Origin of the sequence: Vibrio sp. 2304 (genome assembly GCF_033339475.1) — a bacterium.
Taxonomy (GTDB): Bacteria; Pseudomonadota; Gammaproteobacteria; order Enterobacterales; family Vibrionaceae; genus Vibrio; species Vibrio alginolyticus.
This window is the reverse complement of record NZ_JAWOUQ010000003.1, coordinates 261290-286240: the sequence shown is the minus strand read 5'-3', so window position 1 is coordinate 286240 and position 24951 is coordinate 261290. Positions and strand designations below refer to the sequence as shown.

Genomic DNA, 24951 nt, shown 5'->3' with positions numbered 1-24951 from the left:
CTAGTCCTTATCTCGATGTATGGATCGCGGACTGCCAGTATAACGCTTGGCGCGGCGATGAGTTTAAATACCTTGTTAGAAAAAGCCTGATTCACACTTTGAGCCAGGCTTTATTGAATGATTTAGGAAACGGCTCGGCAGGCTTTGAATATATCTAACTTGCTATCGTAGGCTTGAGTTTGTACATCCATAATGCCTAATAAAGAGTGGAACACGTTATCATGTGAGTATTGGCCTGCATTCTGTGCTTGTTTATACAAACAGTCGGTATTGATCTGCTTCGCTTGTTTAAAGCCCGAAGACAGCCACATAATCAAAGGAACGCGTTTTTGGAAATCTGGTGCAAGGCCATAAGGCATACCATGTAAGAACAATCCGTTTTCGCCTAGTGACTCACCGTGATCCGATATGTAAATTAGCGCGGTATTATACTCAGACTCTAACGCTTTAAGTTTTTTGATGGTTTCTGCTAATACAAGATCGGTGTAGCGTATTGTATTGTCATATGTGTTCACTATTTGTTCGATGCTACAGTTTTCGATATCTGCACGTGGACAGTCTGGTTTAAAGAAGGCGTTGTCTCTTGGGTAACGCTGAAAGTAGGTCGGACCGTGGCTTCCTATAAGGTGCATGGCGACCACTCGGTTACCGTGCATATCCGCGACTTCCTGATCAAAATGATCTAATAGCGCCATGTCGTAACAAGTTTGGCCATTACACATAGGGCTTACTTGCTTTCGATCCACTTCAATTTTCTTGATCTTGTGGGCTACTTCTTTATCCCCACCGTCATTTTCTTTCCAAATGAGGTCAACCCCGGCGCGCTGCATTATATCGAGAGCATTGTCCTGGTTATCCGCTGTGGCGCGTTCAAACTCGTTTCGCGTGAGCTGTGAAAACATACAAGGCACAGATACAGCAGTCGCGGTGCCACAAGATGCGACGTCTTGAAATGAGATAACATCCAATTTACTAGTATAAGGGTTTGTCTCTCGTGTATAGCCATTGAGTTGGTAGTTCTGCGTTCGAGCGGTTTCTCCTACGACAAAAACCAGTAGTGTTGGTTTGCGCTGTGCTTGCTGTACGGCGCTATCTGACTGCTTTGCATCTGTGCCGATTTCTCGATATGGCTCTGGCGTGGTGAAATATTTCTCCTTCACATACCCGGTCGCGCTGTAAACGAACTGGGTGGGTATGATGATTTTTTTTAGGTGGCTATTGTTGCGCCCTACAGATGCGTAGTCTTGATAGTACACGCTGGCAATGACGGCGATGACAGCTAGCGACGACAGCATCGATACTAATTTGGTAACAGAGAAGTACAGTAATTGGTGGCGTTGAGATTGCAGCTTTACCTTAAAGACAATAATAGCAGGGATAACTCCCATAATCAGCGTCCAAACTACAGAGTGAGCACTCAGGTAAGAACTCGCCTCGCTCGAATCGGTTTCAACAATATTGGCAATCATTCCAGAATCGAAAAGTGTGCCATAGTTATAGCTTGCGTAGCTCACCATACTTGAAACAATGATTAAAATTATAAAGAACGGCTTGCCGATCCAAGGCCAACTAAATAAATTAAAAAGGAAATTGAGCGCGGCAAGAAAGAAAATTGGTATTGTGATAATAAATCCAATCTTGACATTATCTAAGTGTGTAAAGATGCCGATCAGTTCTTTATAAATAGGGATATTTACGACGAGAGCGAAATACAGCGCCAACAGGAAAGTAAAGGTAACGTAAGAGATACCTCTCTGTTGTAAATCATGTGTCTTCATAATGAGTGTCTTGAATAAAAATTAGAGCAAGAACGAAGCCCAAATAAAAAGGGCAAGAGTTAACGCAACAAATACTGCTGCTGAACCAATATCTTTGGCTCTACCACTGAGCTCGTGCCAGTCATCGCTAACACGGTCGACAACCGCTTCTACGGCGGAATTAATGAGTTCGACGATCAATACCAAGAACAGGCTACTGATCATCAGCACTCTTTCGTATGTGGTGACAGGAAGGAAAAAAGCACAGACGGAAAGCACCAAGGCGAGAATCAATTCTTGTCTAAAAGCGGCTTCGTGTGTCCATGCGGCTTTCAATCCTTGAAATGAATAGCCGGTCGCATCCATGACACGGCGTATACCTGTTTTACCTGGCTTCAAAATATGACCTTACTATTTAAGTATTGGGATGGAACACATATCCCAGAGAGGTAACGAGATTAATCGTTACAGCGTGAAACATTTGTGAATAGAATCCATCGCGTGATAATTTAAGAAAAGTGCTTATTTAATCAAGATCGTAGACGGTATAGCCTTTGTGCTGGAGGCATTTACGCAATACGAGAGATTGAGTTTTGGTTGAATCATTTGTTCCACTCAAAGCACCAGCTCCAGCTCCTACAGCACCGCCGGCAGCAGCACCGACAGCCGCTCCACCTAATCCGTCTTCTAGCGCACCAGCAGCTGCGCCGATCAATGCGCCTGTAACTGCCCCATTAGTGGCTTCAGATTTCGCTGCCTCTGATTTGTCGACATTTTCTGCATAGCCTTGGCAGTAAAGAAAGTCTTGTTCATATGTACTAGGGTCGACATTGGTCATGTCGACGACAGGTTTTTGGTTGTAGGCGCAAGCTGTAAGCGTAGAAGTAAGCGCCATAATCAGGATAAAAGATTTATACATGAGTACTATCCATTTAGTGTGTGAATCTTATGGATTAAATGTACACTGTTTTATTGTTGGGCTCTGTCTCTTGAGTGTATTGAAGTGTCGTCTTCTGTAAACGGGGTAGGAAGGTTAAGTTAACTGTCTGATTTTTTGAGGCTAAGTGTGAAGCAAGCTCCTCCAAGTGGGCTATGGCAAATCGAAACTTCTCCACGTTGAAGCTCCATTATCTGTCTGACAATCGCCAAACCGAGCCCAAACCCGCTCGTCTTTTTGTTGCGAGATTCATCCGCGCTGTAAAATGGTTCGAATAGATGAGGCCAATGCTTTTCTTCAATACCTATGCCATCATCATGAACATTGATGAAGCAGCGGTGCTGATCGTGTTTTATCTCTACTAAAATCTGCTTATCTGCGTACCGCATTGCATTGCGCAGCAAGTTATCTAAGGCTCGCTTTAACAATTTTGGGTCAGCAAACGCAAGAACGTTTTCTGAGTTTACTTCTTGAAGCGAGATAGCGAGCGTAGTCTCTTTTTGCCATCTCTGTCGTAACTCTTTGACTAAGTTGAATAGGACGACTTCTTCTTGAGTTTGTAATGCTGTGTCAGGACGCTCCATCTTTGCGTAGTAAAGCAATTCTTCAACCATTTCTTCCATCTCGTCAATGTCTTCGACGATACTGTAAACATACTTTTTCTGTTGTTCAGTTAAGGTTGAATCCGATAACAAATCTGCTTGCCATTGTAAGCGGAAGATTGGGGTACGCAATTCATGTGCAACGGCGTTAGTTAGCATTTTATTGCTAGTGATCAAGCGAGATACTTTATCGGCCATCGTGTTAAAGCTTTTGTTTAACGTCCCAACAGACTTAGCGCTTGAGGTACTAGCTCGAGCCTTGAAGTTACCTGAGGCAAACTCAACGGTCACTCTCTCTAGCTCTCGAATCCGACGGCTTAAGAACCAGATCAACAATATGCAATACAGAGCAAATCCAGCTAAAAAGAACAACCAAACGATATTGTCATCAAAGTTGGCAGCTTTAACCACAGGACTATTCGGATTATCGCTCATTTTAAAGATAGGCGTGCTCGCATCTAGGCGGAACCAGATATCCCTTTCTTCATCGTAAGCGACGTTAACGGAGGTATCACTTTCAAACGCCTTTTTGATGTCTGTTGGAAGCTCTTCAAGCGTATGAGGCACCAACAAACGATGGCTTGATGTGGCAAATTGTTCCAACTGTTGTTGAGTATATTCTAATCCGTGTTCTTTATAGATAGGGTAGATCAGATCGTGAAAAGCTTGACCCTCATGCTCTTGTAATAGGTAGTCATAATCTGTGTTGATCTCATAAACTAAGAACTCGTATCCCCACAAGCTAGCCATAAACAGAATGATAAGGCCAACAAAGCTTTCCAGATAAATCCGTCTCATTATTCATTCCATGCATCAGGCATAAATAGGTAGCCTTTGCCGCGAACGGTAATGATTTTTTGTGGTGAGCAAGAAGCATCGCCTAGCTTCTTTCTCAGTGTCACTATGCGATTATCAATGGTGCGGTCTGTTCCATCGTATTCAATACCACGTAGTGTTTTGGTCAGCCACTCACGTGATAGTGTTTTTTCAGCATGCGTAGCAAGAACCCACAACAAATCGAACTCGCCGTCTGTCAGCGCAATTTCTTCTTGGTTCATTACGCACGATTTACGCAACCGGTTTAAACACAGAACACCAATTTGTAGGTCGTTTTCGGACTCGGTAGGCGCCGCCTCTTTTCTTCTTAATAGCATGCGAATACGAGCTAGCAATACGCGAGGTTTGATGGGTTTAGTAACAAAGTCATCTGCGCCTATTTCTAATGCGGCGACATGATCGAAGTCATCATCACTTGCTGTCAGCATCAACACTTTGCCTTTGTAGCATTCTCGGATTTGACGACATACACTCAGACCATCTTGCCCGGGTAGCATCAAATCTAACAGCACCACGTCTGGTTGTGTGTCAATAATCGCATTAGGTGCGTCCGTCCCATTGTCGATACATTTGACCTGAAAACCTTGTTCAACAAAATACTCACCCAACATAGTTTGTAATTTGGGATCGTCTTCCACAATGATTAGAGATGGTTTGATTTGTTGTGCGTTCATTTAAGTGATGTATACAATATTTAATATCAATGGAACTTAAACAAATTTACGAATTATTTCAAATAAAGCTTTCTCAGAATAAGGTTATCGGATGAGTTAATTGGATAAAATTGCCAATTAATGATTTAAATCTAATCACCTATCACATTTAGAGAGATGCAAAAAGGCGCAACGTTTGCGCCTAGGTATGGAATCTTAAAGCGAAATTACCGCTTATTCGGTGGTACACACGACGCTGTTGTCGCTGCCAAATGCATTTGGAACGTAAGCATCAGCTTGTGGGTCATTTTCCCACTTCGCGTCATCGAGCAAGTAACGGAACTGAACGTTCTGCGCTTTAGGTAAGCGGGTTTTAAATTTAAACTGACGACTTTTCTTCACTAATTTCATCGGTTCTGGCTGCCAGTTGTTGAAGTCTCCAGCAATTTGGACAGAGTCCCACTGATCTTTATCTAGCTCGAACGTGACTTCGACTTCATCTTTTGTCTTAAAGAATCTCTTTTTAAGCATTGATCTTTCCTTGTTCGTACAAAAACTGTTCTAACTATTACTCGTGTTTCATAATGATTTCAAGTTTTATCGAATTGTTGCTGGTATCTGATGAGGGGAGTATCCGAACGGTGAATAGCTCGTTGTGCTGGTTTCGTGTACTGAGGGAGCGTTAGAGAGAAAATTCACTAGCCTAAAATAGTCAAAGAACAGAGTTTGTTAGCGAGCCGAGAGTCCGTATCTTGAAGTCAAACCGTTATCATGTATTATCTTAAATCACCATTTTCCTTGATGTAGCTATGTTGAAGTTTAACCGTACATTGTTCACTGCGATAGTTTGCTTAGTTGCTATGCTTTTGAGTAGTGTCGCTCCTGTGGCGCAGGCTTCCGCTCCGATGAAAACAATTGAAGTACGCGATCTTATTGTTCAACAGGCTGCTCTGCACAAACAACTTGGCGTCAATGACGACTGCGTAGAATCACATCACGATGAGTCAGCCATCAATAAGGCACAACAATCTCACACGAGTTGTAGCTCTTCCTGCATGGTCAAAATTCCCGCCAACTTATCTCAAAACGACTTACTGCTTCTTCCTTATAGCCTTGCATTGATTGATAGGCCTCTAGTCGAAAAAGTAGTGACTGTGAGCACCAAGCTTTATCGTCCTCCGATTGTTTAATTCCTCATCTCAAATTACTTGGGGTTTACCCCTTTTTACCAAATGAAATGATTTGGCATTTGAATGCCACAAGGAAATAAACAATGAAAAAACTACTTGCCTTATGTAGTGCACTTTTACTGACTTTTACCGCTCATGCAGCGCAATTTGAAGAAGGGAAGCACTACAAAGTTCTGGATGTTAAGAAAGCATCGAAACCTGTTGTGACGGAATTCTTTTCTTTTTATTGCCCACATTGCTACAAGTTTGAGTCGCTTATTGAGCGTTTAAAACCTGCTCTGCCAAAAGAGGCAAAGTTTGAAAAGGTGCATGTGGGGTTCATGGGCGGAGATATGGCGATTCCGATGGCCAAGTCCTACGCGACGATGGTGTCGCTAGGAGTTGAAGATACAATGATTCCTGCCATGTTTGCCCAAATTCATCAAAAGCGACAAGCGCCAAAAGACGAAGCTGAGCTGAAACAACTCTTCGTTGATAATGGCGTAGAAGGTAAGAAGTTTGATGCGGCTTACAACAGTTTCGCCGTAAACTCAATGCAGAAAGGTTTTGATAAGCAATTCTCTGCCAGCACGTTAAGAGGGGTTCCGGGTGTGGTTGTGAACAATAAATACATTGTTTTGGCCAACGAAATTCGTACTTACGACGAGTACAATCAATTAGTTAATTACTTATTGACGCTGTAACTATAAATAGCATTGAAGCTTAAAAATGGCGACAGTAGAGTCGCCATTTTTTATGCTTATCACACTCGTATTATCTAAGAACGCTTGTACATGCTTGAGTCGGAACACTAGTCATAAATATGGCATGCGGATAAAACAAGCTAGCAGCAGTGATTGCAACATTACATGGCTGAGCAATCGTAGTTTTAATCACATTGGTAAGCACAGCACCTGTATTATTTACTGTTTGAGCGGCGGCTTGTTGTGCCTGGTAAGACACGCAACCTGTCGTTGCATTGATCATCGCAGTGCTAAACAAAAGTTTGCGAAAAAACATATTCATATCCTTTGTGAATGCTTTGAATTACTTATATGTGGATTGATTCATAAATGAAACAAAACAGTGTTCAAAATATGTGTGCATTCACGAAATGAACATTGTTTTATAAAAAGACGTTTTTTTGTGATCTTAGTACTGGACAGACCAGGTTATGAAACTAAAGCCAATCCGTGCATTACGATTACGCCGAAGGTCAGTTTGCTCCTCATTCCTTGATATCCCTTGGGCTCGGCGTCTTGTTCGACTTTCCTCACGAGCTTTTCTGCATACCAAACAGCAAGGTACCCAATTGCTAAGAGTAGGGTTGCGACTGCGTAATGTTTGTGGCCCTGCAGTAATGCGCCCCAAGCCAGTAAGACAAAAAGGTTGCTGAGAATTAATATATTTCGGCTAAGGCGATGGTAGTAATGCTCAATGCCATTACCCCAAAGGATGCCGGATAAAAAACTTAATATAACGGCGCTATATGCGATGAAAAATTGCTGACCACTTAAATTGAAGAGTGAGATGTCAGTGAAAATCAGCCCTAAACTAAACACAAATGGAACCAGGCCTAAGTAACCGAGTTGTAGCATGGTTGAGCGTGTTGTCATGATCGTCACCTTATAATTGTTGCTCTATCATATTGGTAAGCGTAGTACTTGTCGGTGATGTGGAGCTTGGAAAAGTCGCAATAACTTTACCTTCAGAGCTAATTAGAAACTTGTAGAAGTTCCATTTTGGTTTTATGCCTGCTTGGTTGGTAATTTGGTTGAAGACTGGGTTCGCATCTACACCTAATACTGAAGAGCGAGCCATCATTGGAAAGGTGACCCCGTAATCGAGATAACAGACTTTCGCTGTGTTTGTTTCGCTTCCTCTATCTTGTCGAAAGTCATTGCTCGGGAAACCGATAACGGTGAAGTTTTGGTCTTTGTAAGTTTGATAGAGGGTTTCTAACTGTTCGAACTGAGGAGTGAAGCCGCACTGGCTTGCTGTATTGACGATTAGTAGTGTCTTTCCCTTAAAGCTTTCGCATAGATCGACTTCTTCCGTTGAGTTTAACAACCTTTGCTTACCTTGAAGAATATCAGGGCACTCAGATGCAAGAGCAAGCGAATTCATGGAGAGAAAGCTAACGAGAGCGGCGAAGTTCAGTAATCCTTTCATGGTGTTGTTCCCCTTGTTTTCAATAAGTATAACTACTTAAGTGCAAAGAGGATCGATCAAAAAAGCCGCACAAATGCGCGGCTTTTTTCAAGAGCTGAGATCTGACTATGCCAGTTTCAACTCGAACTGGTTCAGGTACATTACCATGTCTTCAATCGTCAGTACCGGCATGTTGTGCAGGCGACCGAATGCTACGATCTCCGGTGCCTTTGCCATCGTGCCATCTGGATTGGTCACTTCACACAGTACGCCAGCGGGTTGAAGCCCTGCCATTTGCATCAGATCAATCGTACCTTCTGTGTGACCACGGCGAGTCATTACACCACCTGGACGTGCGCGCAGAGGGAATACGTGACCCGGGCGAGCAAGATCTTCCGGTTTTGCGTGCGGGTTTGCCGCCGTTTTAATGGTCGTTACGCGGTCTGCTGCTGAAACACCCGTTGTTACACCAACTTTCGCTTCAATAGAAACCGTAAATGCGGTTTGGTTTGCGCTGTTGTTGTTTACCACCATTGGAGGCAGTTCCAGTTTGTCTGCTTGAGCATCTGTTAAGCACAAACAAACGATGCCGCTACATTCGCGGATCATCAATGCCATTTGCTCGTTAGTGAGGTGCTCGACTGAATAAATGATATCGCCTTCGTTTTCGCGATCTTCATCATCAAGAAGCAGTACGCCACGGCCTTCTTTTAAAGCGATAAGTGCGTTTTCAACGCGAGTAATTGGGTCGCCGAATTCGGCAAGTAGTGATGACTGATTCATGGTTAACTCCTAAATTTCACCAGAATCAGGGCGGTATGAGAGATCGCCGTAAAATACGATCAAAAAGAAGTGCACCAGCATTCTTAGCGATCTGACTCGCTATGCTGGTGTATTCTTATTCTCTTTCATCCGGACTATAACCGTCGGCTCTGGCATCTCACCAGATCTGCTGACCTCGACGAATCGAGCGCTCGCGGGCTCACTTGAAAAGTATACCGCCGGTGGGGAATTTCGCCCCGCCCTGAGAACAATTAAAAATGTACCACTTCATCCAAGTTGTGAAGAAGTGGAGCTAGGATAGTACTGCGAACTGAATAGCTTGGAAAGTCGATTCCATCTGTATGATGGAAAAGTGTGCTATCGACGGAAATAATCTGTGCGAATAAAGTGATCAATTTGCTGCGGCACGAAGGTGTTGTAAATCAGGCTCGTATGCGTTTGCTTCACTTCGATATGATCTTGCATACCGTCCAGTCTTGTCTCTTCTACGGTAACGGTACCGTCCGACATGGTGTTGTCATTACGGATCAACAATGGGCGAGCGCCAATCGGCATCGTTCCTGCGATACTACCGAGTTTTTGAGGGAAATCCCAAGCGTCATCATGTTTGTTTAATCCGTGGTGTGGCGAATTGCCTAAAATTGCACCCAATCCGAGATCTTGAATTCGACCTACAATGGACGCGCCTTTAAGAGGCGAACCGATAGCGACAATATGAGAGATTAAGTTAGTGCTCGGTTTTCTGTTGGCGAGATAGCGCTTAATCATCAAGCCTCCCAAGCTGTGTCCCACGAGGACGTTTGTGGTCAGTGGATTCAGCGAATGATCAATAGAATCAAACAGTGAAGACTCATCGATAGCAACAGTGTTATAGCTGAGTACTTGCGTTTCGTATCCGAGTTTTCTCAGCTTTTGGCTAAGAGGCTGCATGACCAGCCCATGCATATAAAGACCATGTAAGATGATGATTTTCATAATACCTCCTAGATTTATGACGTCGTAGATATCCTACTCTAATTAACAAAGAACTACTTGTGCTTTGTGGTGCATATTTACGTTTTGCTGCAAAGTTTGACTGCTGTAGCAAGCGACTCAGCCCAGTAAATCCTGTACTTGTTGTTGCAATTGATGACGATTTAAAGACGCAGGACTTAACACTTCACCGATAACAACATCCACTTTTGACCAAAAACGAGTCGGTCGTTTTGTGAGAGCATGTCCGCCTTTGTGGCTGAAAAAAGAACCCCAAAGCCCTTTTAACGCCATAGGGATCACAGGAACAGGGTTACGTTCAAGGATTTTCTCTACACCAGGGCGAAACTCACCCAATTGACCGTTAGACGTTAAACGACCCTCAGGGAAGATACAGACAACCTCACCGTCGTTAAGTGCTTGTTCAATCTGCTCAAATGCTCGTCGGTAAGTGTCGGCACACTTACGTGGAGAACAGATCGGGATAACATCGGCATGACGGAATACATATTTAAGAACAGGTATCTCGCTGATGGACTTGTCCATCACAAAACGAACCGGGCGAGTAGAGGTTCCCATCAAAATCAATGCATCGACATAGCTAACATGGTTAGCCACGATTAACGCAGCACCTTGTTCAGGAATATGTTGGCGCCCCTTTACTGACACACGATACATACAATGGCTGAGTAAATAACTGATAAAGCGTTGTGTAAATTCCGGTACTTGGCGATAGACATAGATCGCCACGAAAAAGTTACCTATTGCCATCATGGTAAACAGTTCCACAATAGAAAGCTCTAGTACGCTGAGTACAACGATCGAAACCAAAGCAGACACCACCATAAACAACGCATTCATGATGTTGTTAGCAGCAATGGCACGTGCACATTCCCCTTTGTTTGAACGCGATTGGATGAACGCATAAAGAGGAACAATAAAGACACCGCCGCTTACACCAACAAGGAACAGGTCAATCATGACGCGTAGATGTTTTGATTCAGCAACGAAGCTTTGCACATCATAAAAGTGCACCGGAAGTGATGGATAACTTGGGACTGCCCATAGCAAGTCGACGCCAAAGACTGTCAGACCAAGGATACCGAATGGCAAAATACCAAGCTCAACGTGGTTGAAAGAAAGTTTTTCACACAACCAAGAGCCTGTCGCGATACCAATGGAAAACAATGCCAACAGTAAAGAAACGACAGTGCTATCTGCGAACAAATGTTCGCGTGCGAAGTTAGGGAATTGAGTTAGGTAAGTCGCACCCATGAACCAGAACCAACTAATGGCAAGAATAGACATCCAGATGCCTCTCTGTTTTTTTGCCACTTTTAACGTGTCCTTTAAACCAGAAATCGGTTCAAATTTCGCTTTGTCATTCGATTGGCTAGGCATCGCTGGAATATTCACGCTGCTCATGAACCCAAGCAAAGACAAGGCAATCACAACACAAGAAGCAATCAAGGTACCATTAGGAGTGGCTAGCAGCAGACCTGCGCTAAGTGTACCTATAAGAATCGAAAGAAACGTGCCCATTTCAACCCAAGCATTTCCTTTAACAAGCTCATTTGGTTTGAGCGCTTGTGGTAGTAAGGCGTATTTCACGGGGCCAAAATAGGCCGATTGAGTGCCTGTCATAAACAGCAGAACCAGCATCAGCATGGCACTTTGGGTGGCAATAGCGGTTGCTGCGCAAGACATGATAGCTAGCTCGATGAGCTTTAGACGTCGGATTAATTTGGCTTTGTCCATGCTGTCAGCGACGGCACCAGCATGCGCTGAGAATAGAAAGAAAGGTAGGATGAATAAGCCTGCCGCCAAATTAACGAATAGATTGACGGATATTGGTAGGTTATCAATTTGGCTGTATGTCACCATCAATAACAGAACGTTTTTGTAGATGTTGTCATTGAGTGCGCCAAGGCATTGCGTCACAAAGTAAGGAAAAAAGCGTTTTGAGAAAAACATACGGGCCCCGATTAAACAAAGTCGAATGAGATGGGAGCACTTTATGCTCAATGAACGATTAAACCAGCTTTCTCTTTCAAGTGACGTTGCATGCCACCAAAAGTAACGAAATTCGTTACTTTTATTTCCATTTGTTTATTGAGTTACTAATTGCGAGACTTATTGGTGAGTTTTCTTTCCCATGGTTCAAATAAAGGGAACGTCCAGCGACGCATCGCAATAATCAGAGAGGTGCCGTGTTTTTCGTCCATATCGAGAGAGCTATCACTTTGGCAAGCCTGATAAAACTCATCGATGACCTTTTGCAGTTTCAGTTGTAGCTTCTTGTTGGTTGGTACACTCATCAATCCTGTTGCCATGGAGAACTTTTCATCTTCACCAGAAAAGTAGCTTTGGAAAAAGGCGTCTTGAACTTGCTGTTGGAAGAACCGTTGAATAGGGCCGCCCATCTGCCACTTAAATGTCGGAGATATAAGCAAACGAATTTTGTTATTTGGCTGCAAGTCGATGATGTTCAGCCGATCCAAATGAGCAAGCTTTTGCACCAGTTCCAACTCATTGAAGGTATATTGCTGAACGATTTGTTCAAACTGATAGCCATTTACAACACAGATCGCCACGAGCAGCAGGGCTTTATCGTCAACCAGCTGCTTTTCTTGCTCTAACGTTAGCGACTCTAGACCTTTATTGTGCGCAGCCGCGAGCTTAAATAGTTCCGCCATTTCTAAACCAATCAATTGGCAAATTCGTTCTAAGCGCTCAAGGCTAATGTGCTGACCTTCAGCGAGTAAACGTTTGACGCTTCCTTCACTTAAATCAAGGTGTTGTGCAACATCGGCATAATGCAGCCCAGTTAACTTTAGTTGGCGTTTAAGCTCTTTAATTAACGTATAGCTTTCTGACATTTACGCTGTTACCTCGTCGTGTAACTGCTCTAGGTACGTTTGCATAAAGGTTTTGCGTTTTTGCGCTTCGCGTCTTGCTGACTCTGTGTTCATGGTTTCAGCGATTTTGAATAACTTGGTCTGAAAGTGATCCAGAGTGAATTGTTTATCGTCAAGTTCACGTTCTTCGGCAAATATATCGCTGTCGTTGTAAAGTTGCGCGTTAAATTGAGTGCTGACTTGAATGCATCGCGTCACGCCAATTGCGCCTAAAGCGTCCAGACGGTCGGCATCTTGGACGATTTTGGCTTCCAACGTATTTGGCCTGATGTTTGCGCTAAAGCTGTGTGCCTCTATCGCATGAGCAATGGCATCATGATATTGCTGCGGATAATCGATACTCTCTAAAAATGCGACCGCTTTTTTGGCTGCGATGATTGAGCTCTCTTTGCGATTTGGGTGATCTTTCGGGTAAGTAAAGCAATCATGCAAATAGGCAGCCGGTAATACAATCGCGATGTCTGCATTTTCTTCTTTGCAGAGCTGTTTCGCTGTTTTGACCACGCGTTTTACGTGTTTAAGATCATGAGCTGCATCTACTTGCATCTCTTTCTGCATAAATTCCAAAAATTGCGGTTCTATCTGGCTTAATGACGTCATGGTTCATATCTACAACTAAAATGAAGTCAGAAGTATGCCCAACGCTTAGAATAATTTCCAAGTGCGATGGTGTAATTGAGATTCAGCCACCAGAACCTTGTGCAACGTTTGGTACTGAGCCGTTTTATATGGCCTTTCAATGTGTTCAGTGGTTTATGAGACAAGAATAGACAGAGCGAGCAGTGATGTTTACCAGTAGAAAAAAGGCCTGACGATGTCGTCAGGCCTTTTTCGTTTCGCCGATCTTTTTAGCGTTTGAACGTTACTTGCTCTGCTTGTTCAAGATGAATATGAGTTGTCGCAGGCTGTGTTTCTGCAATCACTTTACCGTGACGAACAGAGTAGCGAACCGGCACTTGGCGACGTACTGCGTCAAAACCATTTTCTGCGGGAAGAATCAGTAAACTACCTGGTTTGCCTTCTTCAATACCGTGCTTGTCTTGAATGTTCAGTGTACGTGCTGAATTGGTGCTGATCAGATCCAGTGAGTTGTTGATTTGGTCGTAACCCATCACCTGACACACGTGCAGACCCATATGCAGCACTTGCAGCATGTTTGCAGTGCCTAGTGGGTACCAAGGGTCAAATACATCATCGTGTCCAAAGCAGACGTTGATGTTGGCATTCAGCATCTCTTTCACTCGTGTTACGCCGCGACGTTTTGGGTAATCATCAAAACGGCCTTGTAAGTGAATGTTCACCAATGGATTTGCCACGAAGTTGATACCGGACATGCGTAATAAACGGAACAGGCGAGATGCGTATGCACCGTTGTAGGAACCCATCGCTGTGGTGTGACTGGCCGTGACTTTATTCCCCATATCAAACTTGTGCGCTAATGCTGCCAGTGTTTCAACGAAGCGAGATTGCTCGTCATCGATTTCATCACAATGCACGTCGATCAGGCGGTCGTATTTTTGCGCTAACTCGAATACGTAGTGCAGCGATTCAATGCCATATTCGCGTGTGAATTCAAAGTGTGGAATCGCGCCAATCACGTCCGCACCTAATTTGACGGCTTCTTCTAGCAGCTCTTTGCCATTTGGGTAAGAGAGAATTCCTTCCTGCGGGAAGGCGACGATTTGGATATCTACCCATTCTTTCATCTCTTCACGCACTTCTACCATCGCTTTTAGGGCAATTAGGGTAGGGTCTGAAACATCGACGTGGGTACGAACGTGTTGTACGCCGTTTGCTATCTGCCATTTTAAGGTTTGTTTTGCGCGCGCTTTCACGTCTTCAATCGACAGCATTTCTTTGCGCTCAGCCCAACGTTCAATACCCTCAAACAATGTGCCAGAGATGTTCCAGCTAGGCTCGCCTGCGGTTTGAGTTGTATCTAAGTGAATGTGTGGCTCGCAGAAAGGCGCAACCGCCATACCGCCTTCAGCATCGATGATGTCACCGTTATGACTAAGCTCCACATCGTTGCTTTCAATGCGCTTGAATTGACCATCTTCAATCAAAATTTGCTGCAGACCTTCTTGTCCTTTTAGCGTTACGTTTTTGATCAGTAGTGTTGTCATGATGGTTCCTTACGCTGGCTGTGTAGCCAGTGCTTTTTTGTTAAGAATAGGATTAAGAATCAGGAAGCTAATTGCGCCGCCAAGTACAGCGTTAATCGGCACTACGCCAGGCAGGAAGTGTCCCGCACCAACGCCAATCACGACAGCGATAATGCCAGCCCAGTTAACGTTTTGGAATTGGGCGGCTTCAAAGTTTGCGTAGCGTTTACGGTTCGTGAAGAAGTCAGCGATGATCACACCGCCAATCGGTGGAATTGCCAAAGATAAGAAGGTCAGCCAGCCAACAAAGTTATTGTAGAGCCAGAGAGCGCAAAGTGTGCCAACAAGACCGTTCGCCATCGAGATGTATTTACTTGGTAAGCCTGTGATGTTGGAAAATCCAAGACCTGATGCGTAGAGCGCGTTGTCGTTGGTCGTCCAAATGTTTAACCCAAGTACGATGATGGCAGGAATCAATAAACCTTGCGCAATCATCACTTCAGAGATGTCTGATTGACCAGTCACCGACGCACCTGCTGCGCCAAAGATAAACATTAACGAGTTACCGATGAAAAATGCCACCATGGTGATCATCACGGCGCTGCGTGGCTTTTTGCCAAAGCGTACGAAATCTGCCGTTAATGTGCCTGCACTGACAAAAGAGCCTACAACCATCGCGAGAGCCATTGAAAAGTCGAGTGGTTCGGTTGGTTGAACTTGTTGTAGTTCGCGAATACCGCCAACGCTATTTACTGCTTCTACGACAGAGTAACCGCCAAGTAGCGCAATGGCAGGAACGGCGATTGCTGACAGCACCATCAGCGCTGAGATTCCAAAGTAAACGGTCGCGGTCATGAGCAAACCGGAGACAAGGATCAAAGTATTGGTATCGATGCCCGTTGCTTTATGCACCGGAATCGCAAACATCGCGACACCAACTCCAAACCACCCAACTTGAGTACCGCCAAGAAGAGCAGAAGGAAGCCAAGAGCCTTTAGAACCAAAAGAGAAACGAGCAAGAAGGTGGGTAGAGAGACCAGTAGAAGCGCCGATGTAACCGAGGAAAGAAGTGTAAATACCGAGGATTAGGTTACCGATGAGAACAGCGAGGAAAAAATCATTAAAGGAGAGCCCAGTACCGAGAGAACCACCTGTCCACATACTTGCGGAGAAAAAAGTGAGTCCTAACATCACCATGGTTAGTGACGCCACGCCTTTTCTGGCTGTGTTGGGAACTGGTCCAAGACTGTAGTTATTGTCTCCAGCCATTATTACCTCCGCAAAGTAAAAGATTAAATTATAGCACCTGATTTTCAGGTAAACGGCGCGTATTATCGTGATGTAAATTTAATAGTCAATGATAAAATTGCAATTTAAACGTTTGCTTTGTTTTTGATGTGTATTTTTTCTTTTAATAACAATGGTTTGATTTTTAAATTCTAAAGGTGGAAATTTTGATTTTACGTATTTTCTATGATTTATAGACCGGTTTTCTATGTGAAATGAATGTTTTGAATTGCTATTTGTTTTTATGGATTAAATTTATCTATAACTCTGGATTGTTCAGTCGATTTCTATGAAAAGAAAACGATTTCATGATGAGGTTTTTGGTTTGGACGTTATTTGTTCTTTTCTTGGGTGTGTTTTCTTGGTTTTATTTTATGTAGGTGATTTATTTTTGTTGAAGCTGGCATTTCTAATGGTTTAGTGGGCGAATATTTGAATTTTATAAACAGTAAACAATCTGTTGTGGGTAAGAAAAGTACAACCGAGCTCGGTCAGAGGATAAGAGGGCAATAGCCACATAAAAAAATAGCCAACCGCAAAGAGTGCGATTGGCTTATATACATGTGAACAAAATCAAGTTCACTAACAACGTCAGTTGGCTAGGTGACCCTCGGCTTAAGAAGGGTCGATTTATATAATGCAGTTACTGTGCCAACTTTAATATGCCCTAAAATACGTAGTTTCTGTGACATGCGTTGCTTAAAGTTTGAGTGCGTTTGCAATTTGCAACTGCGTTATGCAATTTGACTCTATTATGCTAATGATTGATTAATAAACAATGAACCTTTTAAAGCATGACTAAACTCGCCGTTCCTAAAAAGGCGAAAAAACCAACTACATCTGTCACTGTTGTTAGAATCACCGAGCCAGCCAAAGCGGGGTCCAATTTAAACTTATCCAGAATAATGGGAATCAGCACACCAAATAAAGCTGCGGTAATAATATTGACGATAATGGCGAGCGCGATGGTTCCCCCTAGAACCGGAGATTGAAACCACAATCCAGCGAGCCCGCCGATGATTAACGCCCAAGCAATGCCGTTCAGAGAGCCAATACCCAACTCATTTTTCAAAAGCTTGAAGCGGTTACCTGGGGTGATCTGATTAAGCGCCATCGCACGAATCATTAGAGTGAGCGTTTGGCTGCCAGCAATGCCCCCCATGGATGCAACAATTGGCATTAGCACCGCCAAAGCCACTACCTGAGCAATTACATCTTCAAATAGTCCGATAGTGACAGACGCCAAAATCGCAGTAAGCAAATTGATGCCTAACCAAACACCGCGCTTTTGCGAGCTTTTTAATACTGGCGCAAACAAGTCATCGCCTTCATCCATACCTGTACCGGCCATCAAACGTGCTTCGTAGATTTCACGCTGTGTACTCAATGCAAACTGCCAATCGACTTCACCGATCAGTGTTTGGTCTGCATCAGTTACAGGGAGAGCGGGCAGTGTGCTGTGTTCTAATGCCTCTACCGCTTCAGGAAGCATCATTTTACTGTCTAGCACCGTCGCAGCCTCAATAACGAGTGTTTTTAAGCGAGTATCGGGGTCACCACGTAAGATATCGAAGTAGTTGACCGTTCCACGATACTGTTTATTACGATTAATCAGATACACCTGTTGAGGCGTGTCGTAGCTATAGCGCTCCATTAACTGCTTAGCTGTCCCAATCGTAATATTGAAGGGCAGGGTGATGATCTTACGTTCAGCCCAGTGGCCGAGTTCTTCATCAGCATACTCGTTTGCTTGATCGTAAAGTTCCAACTCATCTTTTTCTATCAACGAGAGCGCTTCGTTGATGATCGACTCTGGTAACGAATCGGCCCATTCGATGAGCGATAAGTTATCGAGTTTAGCGAGAGTGAGTTTTAGCTCGACTTCAGATAACGCGTTGATGATCGAGAAACGTACGTCCGCACGCATTTCCGTTAACACGTCGATATGTAGCTCTAGTGGTAAAGCTCGCCATAAGCGAACACGATCGTCGATTGGAAAGGCTTCTAGAATCAGGGCAACCGCGCCGGGCTCGAGGCCCGCTTCAATAGATTCATTGAGCGTTGCGACTTGATCCGCTTCTTCGGCTTGGCCAATTTGCTGGATTAGAGTGGAGAGATCTTGAAACTTGCTCACCGAGTACCCCGATAGTTAATTCGTTTTATGGAAGTATGGCATGTTATTGAGATGCACGACTATGCATCTTAACCTTGCTCAAGGTACTTGAAAGTAACAGAAAAACAATAGGCTATTCGCTGTTGATGGTGAGATATGGCAGTACCAATTGGCGAATGTTCACTTTTGCGCCAATACGGGCTGCTAGCAAATACATGCCACCAATTTTACGATGTAAAAATAGGGCATCGGCAGGTGGGGTATGCCAGTACTCTTGTTCCATGCTCAAAATAGTGCCAGCTTCGCGAAGTTTTTGCGCTAAGCCACTGGCTTTAAAATCATATGGCTCATCAACTAACATGGGTTCACATGCCATTTTTACTAAATCGAGAATCGCTTGGCGCTGATCAGGTAAGATGGTTTGGCTGAAGAAGCCAATTTGTTCAAGCGCGTCATTCAAGCCTTGTTCGTCATTATTCATGACGGACGCAAAGGCTTGGCGATAGCCGGCACTGAATCGTTCGCTGTATTCGCGAGTTGCACCGAAATCTAACAAGCCGATTTGGCGAGTACTTTCAATGTACAAGTAATTGGCGAAGTTAGGGTCGGTTTGCACCATCTTAAATTCGAACAGCTCTCGAAACAGTAATTCGAGTAGGCTGTGCATGACAAAATCTCGCGTACTCTGATCATAATGTTCGATTTGCTCAATCGGACTGCCATCAATGAATTCCATCGCGAGAACGGAGTCTGAGCAACTTTCAGTATGAATCTTCGGCAGCACAAAATGAGGGTGCTCCTTCAAAGCGTCATGATAACGAATGGCAAATTGTGCCTCTCGTGCGTAATCGGCCTCGTCATGTAGCTGCTTTTTCGCTTCTTCGAGCAATCCTTTGTAGTCGACAGACTCGGGAATCAACCCAACGACCTTGAGCAGTGTACCGACATTATCGACGTCGCTATCGATACTTTTCCGTATGCCCGGATATTGCACTTTGACGGCTAGGTTATCGCCCGCATCGCTGTAAGCTTGGTGCACTTGTCCTATTGATGCACTGGCGATTGGTTTGAAGTTAAATGACAGAAACTCAGCTTTCCAATTCGTTCCTAGCGAACTTTCCATTACTGCGTTGAGTTGTTTTGCAGGCATTGGGTCTGCGTTGGAACGAAGACGGGAAAGAATATCGGCAAGTTCAGGTTCTAAAACATCACCAGCATCCATTGATAGCATTTGACCAAGCTTCATTGCAGCGCCACGCAGGTGAGCAAGTTGGTCAGTTAAGCGCGCGATGTTCTGTGGCGTCAGCAAGAGGTCTTTCGCTTTTGGTTTGTTGCCTTTGGCTATCTGCTTCGTGCCTTCTGCAATCACATTGCCTGCGACACGGGTAGCAAGTGAAGCGAACTTGCTGAATCTTGAGATGCGATGGGTAGGTAGGCTTCTTTCCTTTACCGACATGAATCTTCTCCGCTATTTACTAACTAATTGTTATACGGGAAAAGGATATGTTTGGATACAAATGAAAAGAAAACCGCCAGCGTAACTGGCGGTTTGCGAGTTTAGATAGAGTAGAAGAAGTACAGTTGAGACTTCATTCGGATGATGATCCCGCGAATCACATCTAAGAAGGCCATGAAGCCTATCGGTTTTTCACCGCTGACCCATGCGAGGCCAACAGAGCCAACAGGGATGTCGTAGCCTTCTGGCTCATCAATCTTAAGACGAACAAAGTGGTGTTTGTTCTGTAAGTTCTTTCCAGTGGTGACACGTACGGAATCATCGAAACCCAGTAGATTACCTTGTGACTCACCTGTTGCTTCAACAATGCCTTCGACGGTCGCTGAGAAGATCTTACCTGGGTAAACGGACGAAGAGAATTCCGCTGGCTGACCCGGTTTGATGTTACGAATCGCCTGGTGGTTCACTCGCATTAGTACGTACTTTTCGTTGGTGTACATGTTGATACGCGGCATCATTGATACACGCTGACCTTCACGCAGGATAAAGTTGGTGACAAAGCCATCTGTTGGGGCATGAACTTTTGTGCTATTCAAATCCCATTGCGCTTTTGCAATTTGCTCTTTCGCTTGGCGCAGTTCGGCTTGTTTGGTTTCAACTGCAAGTTCCGCTTTATGAATCGCCAGTTTTGCACGGGAAATATCGACTTGTTTCTTCTTGATTTGAGACTCAAGGGTCAACACGTTGTGACGTGCCATATCAACCGCACTCGATTGTTTGTCGATATCGCTTTCCGTGATGGTGTTGTGCACCACTCGGTTTTGCTCAACATAACGATCTAGCATTTTTTTCTGCAATTTGTAGTCAACTTTCGCCGCTTCCAACTGGCTCTTTGATGTTTCTAGATCTTGCACTAGCGCTTCGTGGTTAGCTTCTTCAATCTCGATGTCGCCTTTTGCTGTAGCTAATGCAACGCGAGCAGAATCAGCGGATACGTTCGCTTGATTTAATGCGATTTTGTATTGCGTTGGGTCAAGTTCATAAATGAGCTGACCTTCTTTAACTTGCTGATTCGGCTCAATGTAAATGTGGTCAACTTTACCTTTTACATTGGTTGAATCTGGACGCAATTGGATGTGTGGTGACTGCACGACAGAACCGCCGGATAAATCCATCGGGGTGAAGTTAATCAAACCTACCCAGACGAACATCAGCCAACTCAAACCGCCAAGATAAGCGAACGATTTGGTTGCTTTGTTCCAAGGCATGCCAACCAAACGCAGCAGATAGATGAAGAGAGCCCATACCGCTAAACCTTCTAACATTATGCTTCCTCTTTTGGCTGTGTTTCTGTTTGCGGTTTACTTTTCCATGTATCACGCAGATTGATGATGGCTTTTTCCATATCAACAAATGCAAAGATCACGGCTAGCACCCAAACCCAGTGCCAGACAAACCCTATCCAGGTCAGCGCAGTGATGAGCCCTATCTGATGATGGTCTTTGCTGTGTGCTTTATTGATAGGCAATTCATGGATTTTCCAAAAGCCGTAACACGCGCCCGCGACACTCGCAATTAAAACGACAGCAGCGACAACATGTAACGCCGTATCTGCGCCTGTACCGACAAATGGGACACTCAGTAAACTCATTAAACACTCCTCTATCAAACTGTTGGCGTATTGTGATCTGAATTTGATTTGCGGCTTTCTTTGTGACAGATTCAATCACTATAGGATTAAATTTGATGTAATTGGTTATGAAAACGGTTCGGTTTATTCGCGCGATGGGCATTCTAAACATGCATAACCTCGCGTTATCTAAATACAATTTGGACTCGGATGAGTTAGGAATCCCAGTATCGGTGTTTCGTAACCCAATGACACTGATCCCGCTAAAAGCCGTTGCGGAATGGTATCGTTGTGTTGAACAAGCCAGTGCTGACCCGGATGTGGTGTTGAGTCTCAGCCGGGGTATTGAACTGCAAAAGCTAGGGCCAGTGGGACGCTGGTTATTCTCCGGCAATGATTTAGCCAGTACCATTCGGCGAGTGAATTATGGTGTGAGCAATCTACAATCAGGGGCGTTTTTTGCTGGCGAACAGTCGGGTAAAATCATCAAATGGACTTACCACAACCCGTTTATAGAAACGTCAGTAAAGGTGCACGATAGTATCCGCTGTGCGGTATTTATGATTAAGGTGTTACGCGAATTTCTTGGCAAAGATTACCAGCCTTTACGTGTCAAGGTTTCAGGCTCGAGAAAAAATACTGAGCGATACCGGGAATATTTCGGCTGCGAGGTGGAATGGAGTCAGCCAAAAACAGAGATATGGATCCCGGGAGATGACCGATTAGCCTCCCGCCAAGTGAGCCATCGAGAAGACAGCCGTCTAGCGATGAGTTTTTCCGACTTGGATGATTTGCTTAATATGCCCGATCCAGAAGACGAGTTGAAAGTGATTTATGAAGTGGTGAACTACAGCAGCCATTATGGATTGCCAACGTTAGAGCGCGTGTCTTCTCTGCTTGATTTATCTGAACAGCAGTTTCAACGTCGTTTGCATAAATTAGGGCTCAATTTTTCGACGGTTTCTGGCTATGTATTGAGTAATATTGCAGCTGGTTTGTTGAGTAAGCGCGTGAGTATTGATGACATTGCCACGCGCCTTGGTTACACCAATGTGGCGAGCTTCAATCGTATGTTTAAGAAACATCGTGGATTAACGCCCAAGCAGTATACGGGAAGATTAGAGAAGTAGTGCTCCACTTATCTCTATGAGTACAAGCAATAAAAGCCCTCAAAGTTGAGGGCTTTGTTATTTTTTTGTGTCGTTTTATGTGGTGGCTATTTCTTAGGACGCCAACTTAGTGCACTTGCAACAGCGCCGATGGCAATTACATCCTTTTTTTGTTCGCTAAGTTCAGGGAGCATCTGTACCGCAATGGTACCGTTCGTCTGCACTGCGGCAATTTCTTGTGTGCCCTCCTTAAAGCTATAACCCAATGGAATGTCTACCGCCATCATGGCGTCAGGACTAGTATGTACAGTTTCTACATTAAAGTGGGTGCTACCAATACGCACTACGCCTGTCTCTTTTTTTTCAAAGCTGATGTCGATGAGAGCCGATTTTGGCTCCATCGCAAACTCACCGACTTTTTTACCATCTTGAGTAATGTCACAGGTGTAAGGATCATTCCCACCAAAATCGACGCCCATGTAGTTAACCGACATACCGCCTCCGGTGCAGTTCAAAAGCCAAGTTTCTCCGCTGTCGATACGAGTCACTTCTGCGCCCATTGAACCTTCTTTGAAAGAGATACGGTTAAACCAACTTGAGTTAGAAGCACTGCGTGAATACTTGCCTTTGTACTTACCAGCAAAATCAAAATGGCCATCTGCACCGAATCCCCAAAAATCACCGTCGGTTTTGATCAGCATTTCTGGTTGTGCTTTTACGGCATCAGTACGATCCATGACGGCTAGGCCACCACAACCAGCAAGGAGCAAGGGAGCGAATAGAATAAGTTTCTTCATGTTTTTCATTGTTTATAGCTTGGTTACATCTAGGGTTTGGTCGGTGAATTGGATGTTCTGAATGTCGTACAACTCGTCAGTGCCTGTATTTGGGCACTCAACAGAAACGCTCTTTGCTTTGATAACAGTACATTCCGCCAGTTTGTGTGGCACGATATAGGTGTTGATACCGCCTTCACCATAAATGCTGTTGTCTTTGCTGTTGCCTTCAAAAGTATTGTTTTGATCATTACCGATCACATTCATCGCGTCGTCGCCAATGATCTTCACTTTTGTTAACCACTGAGATTTGTAGGTGTACGCTTCTATCAAACCGTCTTTGTTGGGAGCCATACGGAAGGTAGGTACTGTGCCTGGATTTGTCTTTTCTGTGTAGAGCTTGACGCCCGCAGAGTCGATATTCGCGGTATATTGCAAGTAACCGTGGAATAAGCCACTGATCCAATCAACGGCTTGTGGATCTTGGGTTTGCATTTCTTCACGCGTTAACGCTTGGTAGCCATCTAAACCATGTCCGTTTGCTTTTGCTACACCCATGTAAGCTTCAAAAGCGGCAGCAAAATATTCGTGAGAATATGAAGGGCCCGTTTGTTTAACACTTTCAGGATCGAAGTCGTCTGATTTCCAATCGTCCCAGTCATACTGAGTAGGGCGCCACACCGTCGGTTTGCCCGATTGAATATCGTTATAGATGCTTAACGCATGAGCTTGAATGTCATTTTGCAGTGCCGCAGTCGCCGTGTTAGGTGCAATACCTTGCGCTTGGACCAAGTGTAAAATTTCTTCAAAAGCGGCGTCTCGTTCGGCTTTTTTGCCAAGATTGGCGCAGTAATCGGCAAAATTACTCATGTAATGGCAATCGCCTTCAACTGTCAGTTCTCGATACATTAAAGATTGGCTATTCTTTAGCCAGTTTGGTGTTTCTTTACTAGTTACTAATGTTGACGCGATAGATGTGACAAGTGTATCCATATCATCTTCGTTAAGTACCATCATGCTTACAACAAACTTTTCTAGAGAACTCGTATCAAAAGAGTGTGCTAAGCCCGAGCTTGTAACTGCATCGTTCAATTTGCCTTGGCGAATCAGTTCGTTGATAAAGATTTTGGTTAGCATCTCATCATTCTGTTCGTCGTTTTCGGTCAGCATTAGTGTGGCATCACGCTCGGCTAATGTCTTAGCGATACGAGACTTGTCAGCACCGTACTTAGAGTCTGGTTGGTTTGTGAGAAGGTGTTGGATGATTTTGGCTGCACGAAAGATTTTTTCATTATTCGCACCGTCATCAACAGCCACAATGTGAAATGTATCGTTGTTGTTTGCTTCGGAAAGGGAGATTTTCACATAGTGGGTGAAGCCAGCATCAGCAGCCACTTTTAACTTGGCTGGAAACTCTGTAGAAACGACAGTTGGGATTGTGACAGTGCTCAATGTTGGCATTGGTGGTGGAGGTGTTGTTTTCGATGGTTTCGGATTAGATTCACTGCCGCCACAAGCAGTTAGACTTATCGCGCAAAATATGGCTAAAGGTGTTAATTTGGAATATCTCATTTCATGTTACTCGTAGACTTTATTAGAGCAAGAAACTTAGAAGCAACATAAAGTCCTGTCTATATAAGCAAACTAAGTCATATATGTTGATATTGTTTTTTGGTAAGACCTATTATTCGATACA

25 protein-coding genes and 1 riboswitch are annotated in these 24951 nt (G+C 44.2%); of the genes, 3 read left to right on the top strand and 22 right to left on the bottom strand.

Annotation, left to right across the window (positions count from 1 at the left end):
* Positions 1-122: 122 nt before the first annotated feature.
* From R7P64_RS08460 to R7P64_RS08435, 6 genes are all read right to left on the bottom strand, one after another.
* Positions 123-1778, bottom strand: a complete 1656-nt coding sequence (locus R7P64_RS08460) for a phosphoethanolamine--lipid A transferase (RefSeq protein ID WP_318123376.1) — start codon at positions 1776-1778, stop codon at positions 123-125.
* Positions 1779-1799: 21 nt separating this feature from the next.
* Positions 1800-2156 (bottom strand): diacylglycerol kinase, encoded by a 357-nt coding sequence (locus R7P64_RS08455; RefSeq protein ID WP_017635149.1) that lies wholly within the window; start codon positions 2154-2156, stop codon positions 1800-1802.
* 127 nt (positions 2157-2283) lie between these two features.
* Positions 2284-2676, bottom strand: a complete 393-nt coding sequence (locus tag R7P64_RS08450) for a hypothetical protein (protein ID WP_005385575.1) — start codon at positions 2674-2676, stop codon at positions 2284-2286.
* Between the two features lie 119 nt (positions 2677-2795).
* Positions 2796-4094 carry an ATP-binding protein gene (locus R7P64_RS08445; protein ID WP_005373675.1) on the bottom strand — a complete coding sequence of 433 codons (1299 nt, stop codon included), beginning with the start codon at positions 4092-4094 and terminating at the stop codon, positions 2796-2798.
* The gene (locus R7P64_RS08440) at positions 4094-4807 is read right to left on the bottom strand and encodes a response regulator (protein WP_318072332.1); all 714 of its coding nucleotides are present in this window, start codon (positions 4805-4807) and stop codon (positions 4094-4096) included. Before R7P64_RS08440 ends, R7P64_RS08445 begins: the two co-directional genes overlap by 1 nt.
* Positions 4808-5020: 213 nt before the next feature.
* Positions 5021-5317 (bottom strand): isoamylase early set domain-containing protein, encoded by a 297-nt coding sequence (locus R7P64_RS08435; RefSeq protein ID WP_005373671.1) that lies wholly within the window; start codon positions 5315-5317, stop codon positions 5021-5023.
* A gap of 278 nt (positions 5318-5595) precedes the next feature.
* Between R7P64_RS08435 and R7P64_RS08430 the strand changes: the two genes are divergently transcribed.
* Positions 5596-5976, top strand: a complete 381-nt coding sequence (locus tag R7P64_RS08430; RefSeq protein ID WP_318072331.1) for a hypothetical protein — start codon at positions 5596-5598, stop codon at positions 5974-5976.
* A gap of 83 nt (positions 5977-6059) precedes the next feature.
* The gene (locus tag R7P64_RS08425; protein WP_005373667.1) at positions 6060-6659 is read left to right on the top strand and encodes a thiol:disulfide interchange protein DsbA/DsbL; all 600 of its coding nucleotides are present in this window, start codon (positions 6060-6062) and stop codon (positions 6657-6659) included.
* Between the two features lie 70 nt (positions 6660-6729).
* Here R7P64_RS08425 and R7P64_RS08420 read toward each other — a convergent pair whose 3' ends face one another.
* From R7P64_RS08420 to R7P64_RS08355, 14 genes are all read right to left on the bottom strand, one after another.
* Positions 6730-6975, bottom strand: coding sequence for a hypothetical protein (locus R7P64_RS08420; protein ID WP_005373664.1), 246 nt, complete (start codon positions 6973-6975; stop codon positions 6730-6732).
* Positions 6976-7127: 152 nt separating this feature from the next.
* Complete coding sequence (locus R7P64_RS08415; RefSeq protein ID WP_237305918.1) at positions 7128-7574, bottom strand: DUF3429 domain-containing protein; 447 nt, start codon at positions 7572-7574, stop codon at positions 7128-7130.
* Between the two features lie 7 nt (positions 7575-7581).
* On the bottom strand, positions 7582-8127 hold the full coding sequence (locus R7P64_RS08410; protein WP_005373657.1) for a glutathione peroxidase: 546 nt from the start codon (positions 8125-8127) through the stop codon (positions 7582-7584).
* A gap of 105 nt (positions 8128-8232) precedes the next feature.
* Positions 8233-8889, bottom strand: coding sequence for a 3,4-dihydroxy-2-butanone-4-phosphate synthase (ribB, locus tag R7P64_RS08405; RefSeq protein WP_005373655.1), 657 nt, complete (start codon positions 8887-8889; stop codon positions 8233-8235).
* Positions 8890-9002: 113 nt separating this feature from the next.
* Positions 9003-9142, bottom strand: a riboswitch (FMN riboswitch).
* Between the two features lie 104 nt (positions 9143-9246).
* Positions 9247-9864, bottom strand: coding sequence for a triacylglycerol lipase (locus R7P64_RS08400; RefSeq protein WP_318072330.1), 618 nt, complete (start codon positions 9862-9864; stop codon positions 9247-9249).
* Between the two features lie 117 nt (positions 9865-9981).
* Entirely contained in the window at positions 9982-11835 is a 1854-nt protein-coding gene (locus R7P64_RS08395) for an MFS transporter (RefSeq protein WP_318123374.1), read from the bottom strand.
* A gap of 146 nt (positions 11836-11981) precedes the next feature.
* Positions 11982-12740, bottom strand: a complete 759-nt coding sequence (locus tag R7P64_RS08390) for a helix-turn-helix transcriptional regulator (RefSeq protein ID WP_318123372.1) — start codon at positions 12738-12740, stop codon at positions 11982-11984.
* Positions 12741-13379 (bottom strand): HD domain-containing protein, encoded by a 639-nt coding sequence (locus tag R7P64_RS08385; RefSeq protein ID WP_318123371.1) that lies wholly within the window; start codon positions 13377-13379, stop codon positions 12741-12743.
* A 248-nt stretch (positions 13380-13627) separates the two neighbouring features.
* Positions 13628-14905, bottom strand: a complete 1278-nt coding sequence (locus R7P64_RS08380; RefSeq protein WP_025767946.1) for a cytosine deaminase — start codon at positions 14903-14905, stop codon at positions 13628-13630.
* A 9-nt stretch (positions 14906-14914) separates the two neighbouring features.
* Positions 14915-16153: a cytosine permease gene (gene codB, locus R7P64_RS08375; protein ID WP_318123369.1), complete on the bottom strand. Its 1239-nt coding sequence runs from the start codon at positions 16151-16153 to the stop codon at positions 14915-14917.
* Between the two features lie 805 nt (positions 16154-16958).
* Positions 16959-18305, bottom strand: a complete 1347-nt coding sequence (locus R7P64_RS08370; protein ID WP_005385592.1) for a magnesium transporter — start codon at positions 18303-18305, stop codon at positions 16959-16961.
* A 112-nt stretch (positions 18306-18417) separates the two neighbouring features.
* Positions 18418-19740 (bottom strand): AarF/ABC1/UbiB kinase family protein, encoded by a 1323-nt coding sequence (locus R7P64_RS08365; protein WP_318123367.1) that lies wholly within the window; start codon positions 19738-19740, stop codon positions 18418-18420.
* 101 nt (positions 19741-19841) lie between these two features.
* Positions 19842-21065 (bottom strand): HlyD family secretion protein, encoded by a 1224-nt coding sequence (locus R7P64_RS08360; protein ID WP_086047511.1) that lies wholly within the window; start codon positions 21063-21065, stop codon positions 19842-19844.
* Positions 21065-21391, bottom strand: a complete 327-nt coding sequence (locus R7P64_RS08355; RefSeq protein ID WP_017635162.1) for an MFS transporter — start codon at positions 21389-21391, stop codon at positions 21065-21067. The genes R7P64_RS08360 and R7P64_RS08355 overlap by 1 nt, the downstream gene beginning before the upstream one ends.
* A 107-nt stretch (positions 21392-21498) precedes the next feature.
* Here R7P64_RS08355 and R7P64_RS08350 point away from each other — a divergent pair, with 107 nt between their 5' ends.
* Positions 21499-22500 carry an AraC family transcriptional regulator gene (locus R7P64_RS08350; RefSeq protein ID WP_005373633.1) on the top strand — a complete coding sequence of 334 codons (1002 nt, stop codon included), beginning with the start codon at positions 21499-21501 and terminating at the stop codon, positions 22498-22500.
* Between the two features lie 86 nt (positions 22501-22586).
* Here the strand turns inward: R7P64_RS08350 and R7P64_RS08345 are convergent, their stop codons facing one another.
* Both R7P64_RS08345 and R7P64_RS08340 read right to left on the bottom strand, forming a co-directional pair.
* Positions 22587-23276, bottom strand: coding sequence for a hypothetical protein (locus tag R7P64_RS08345; RefSeq protein ID WP_031778833.1), 690 nt, complete (start codon positions 23274-23276; stop codon positions 22587-22589).
* A gap of 12 nt (positions 23277-23288) precedes the next feature.
* Positions 23289-24827, bottom strand: coding sequence for a hypothetical protein (locus tag R7P64_RS08340; RefSeq protein WP_318123365.1), 1539 nt, complete (start codon positions 24825-24827; stop codon positions 23289-23291).
* Between the last annotated feature and the right edge of the window lie 124 nt (positions 24828-24951).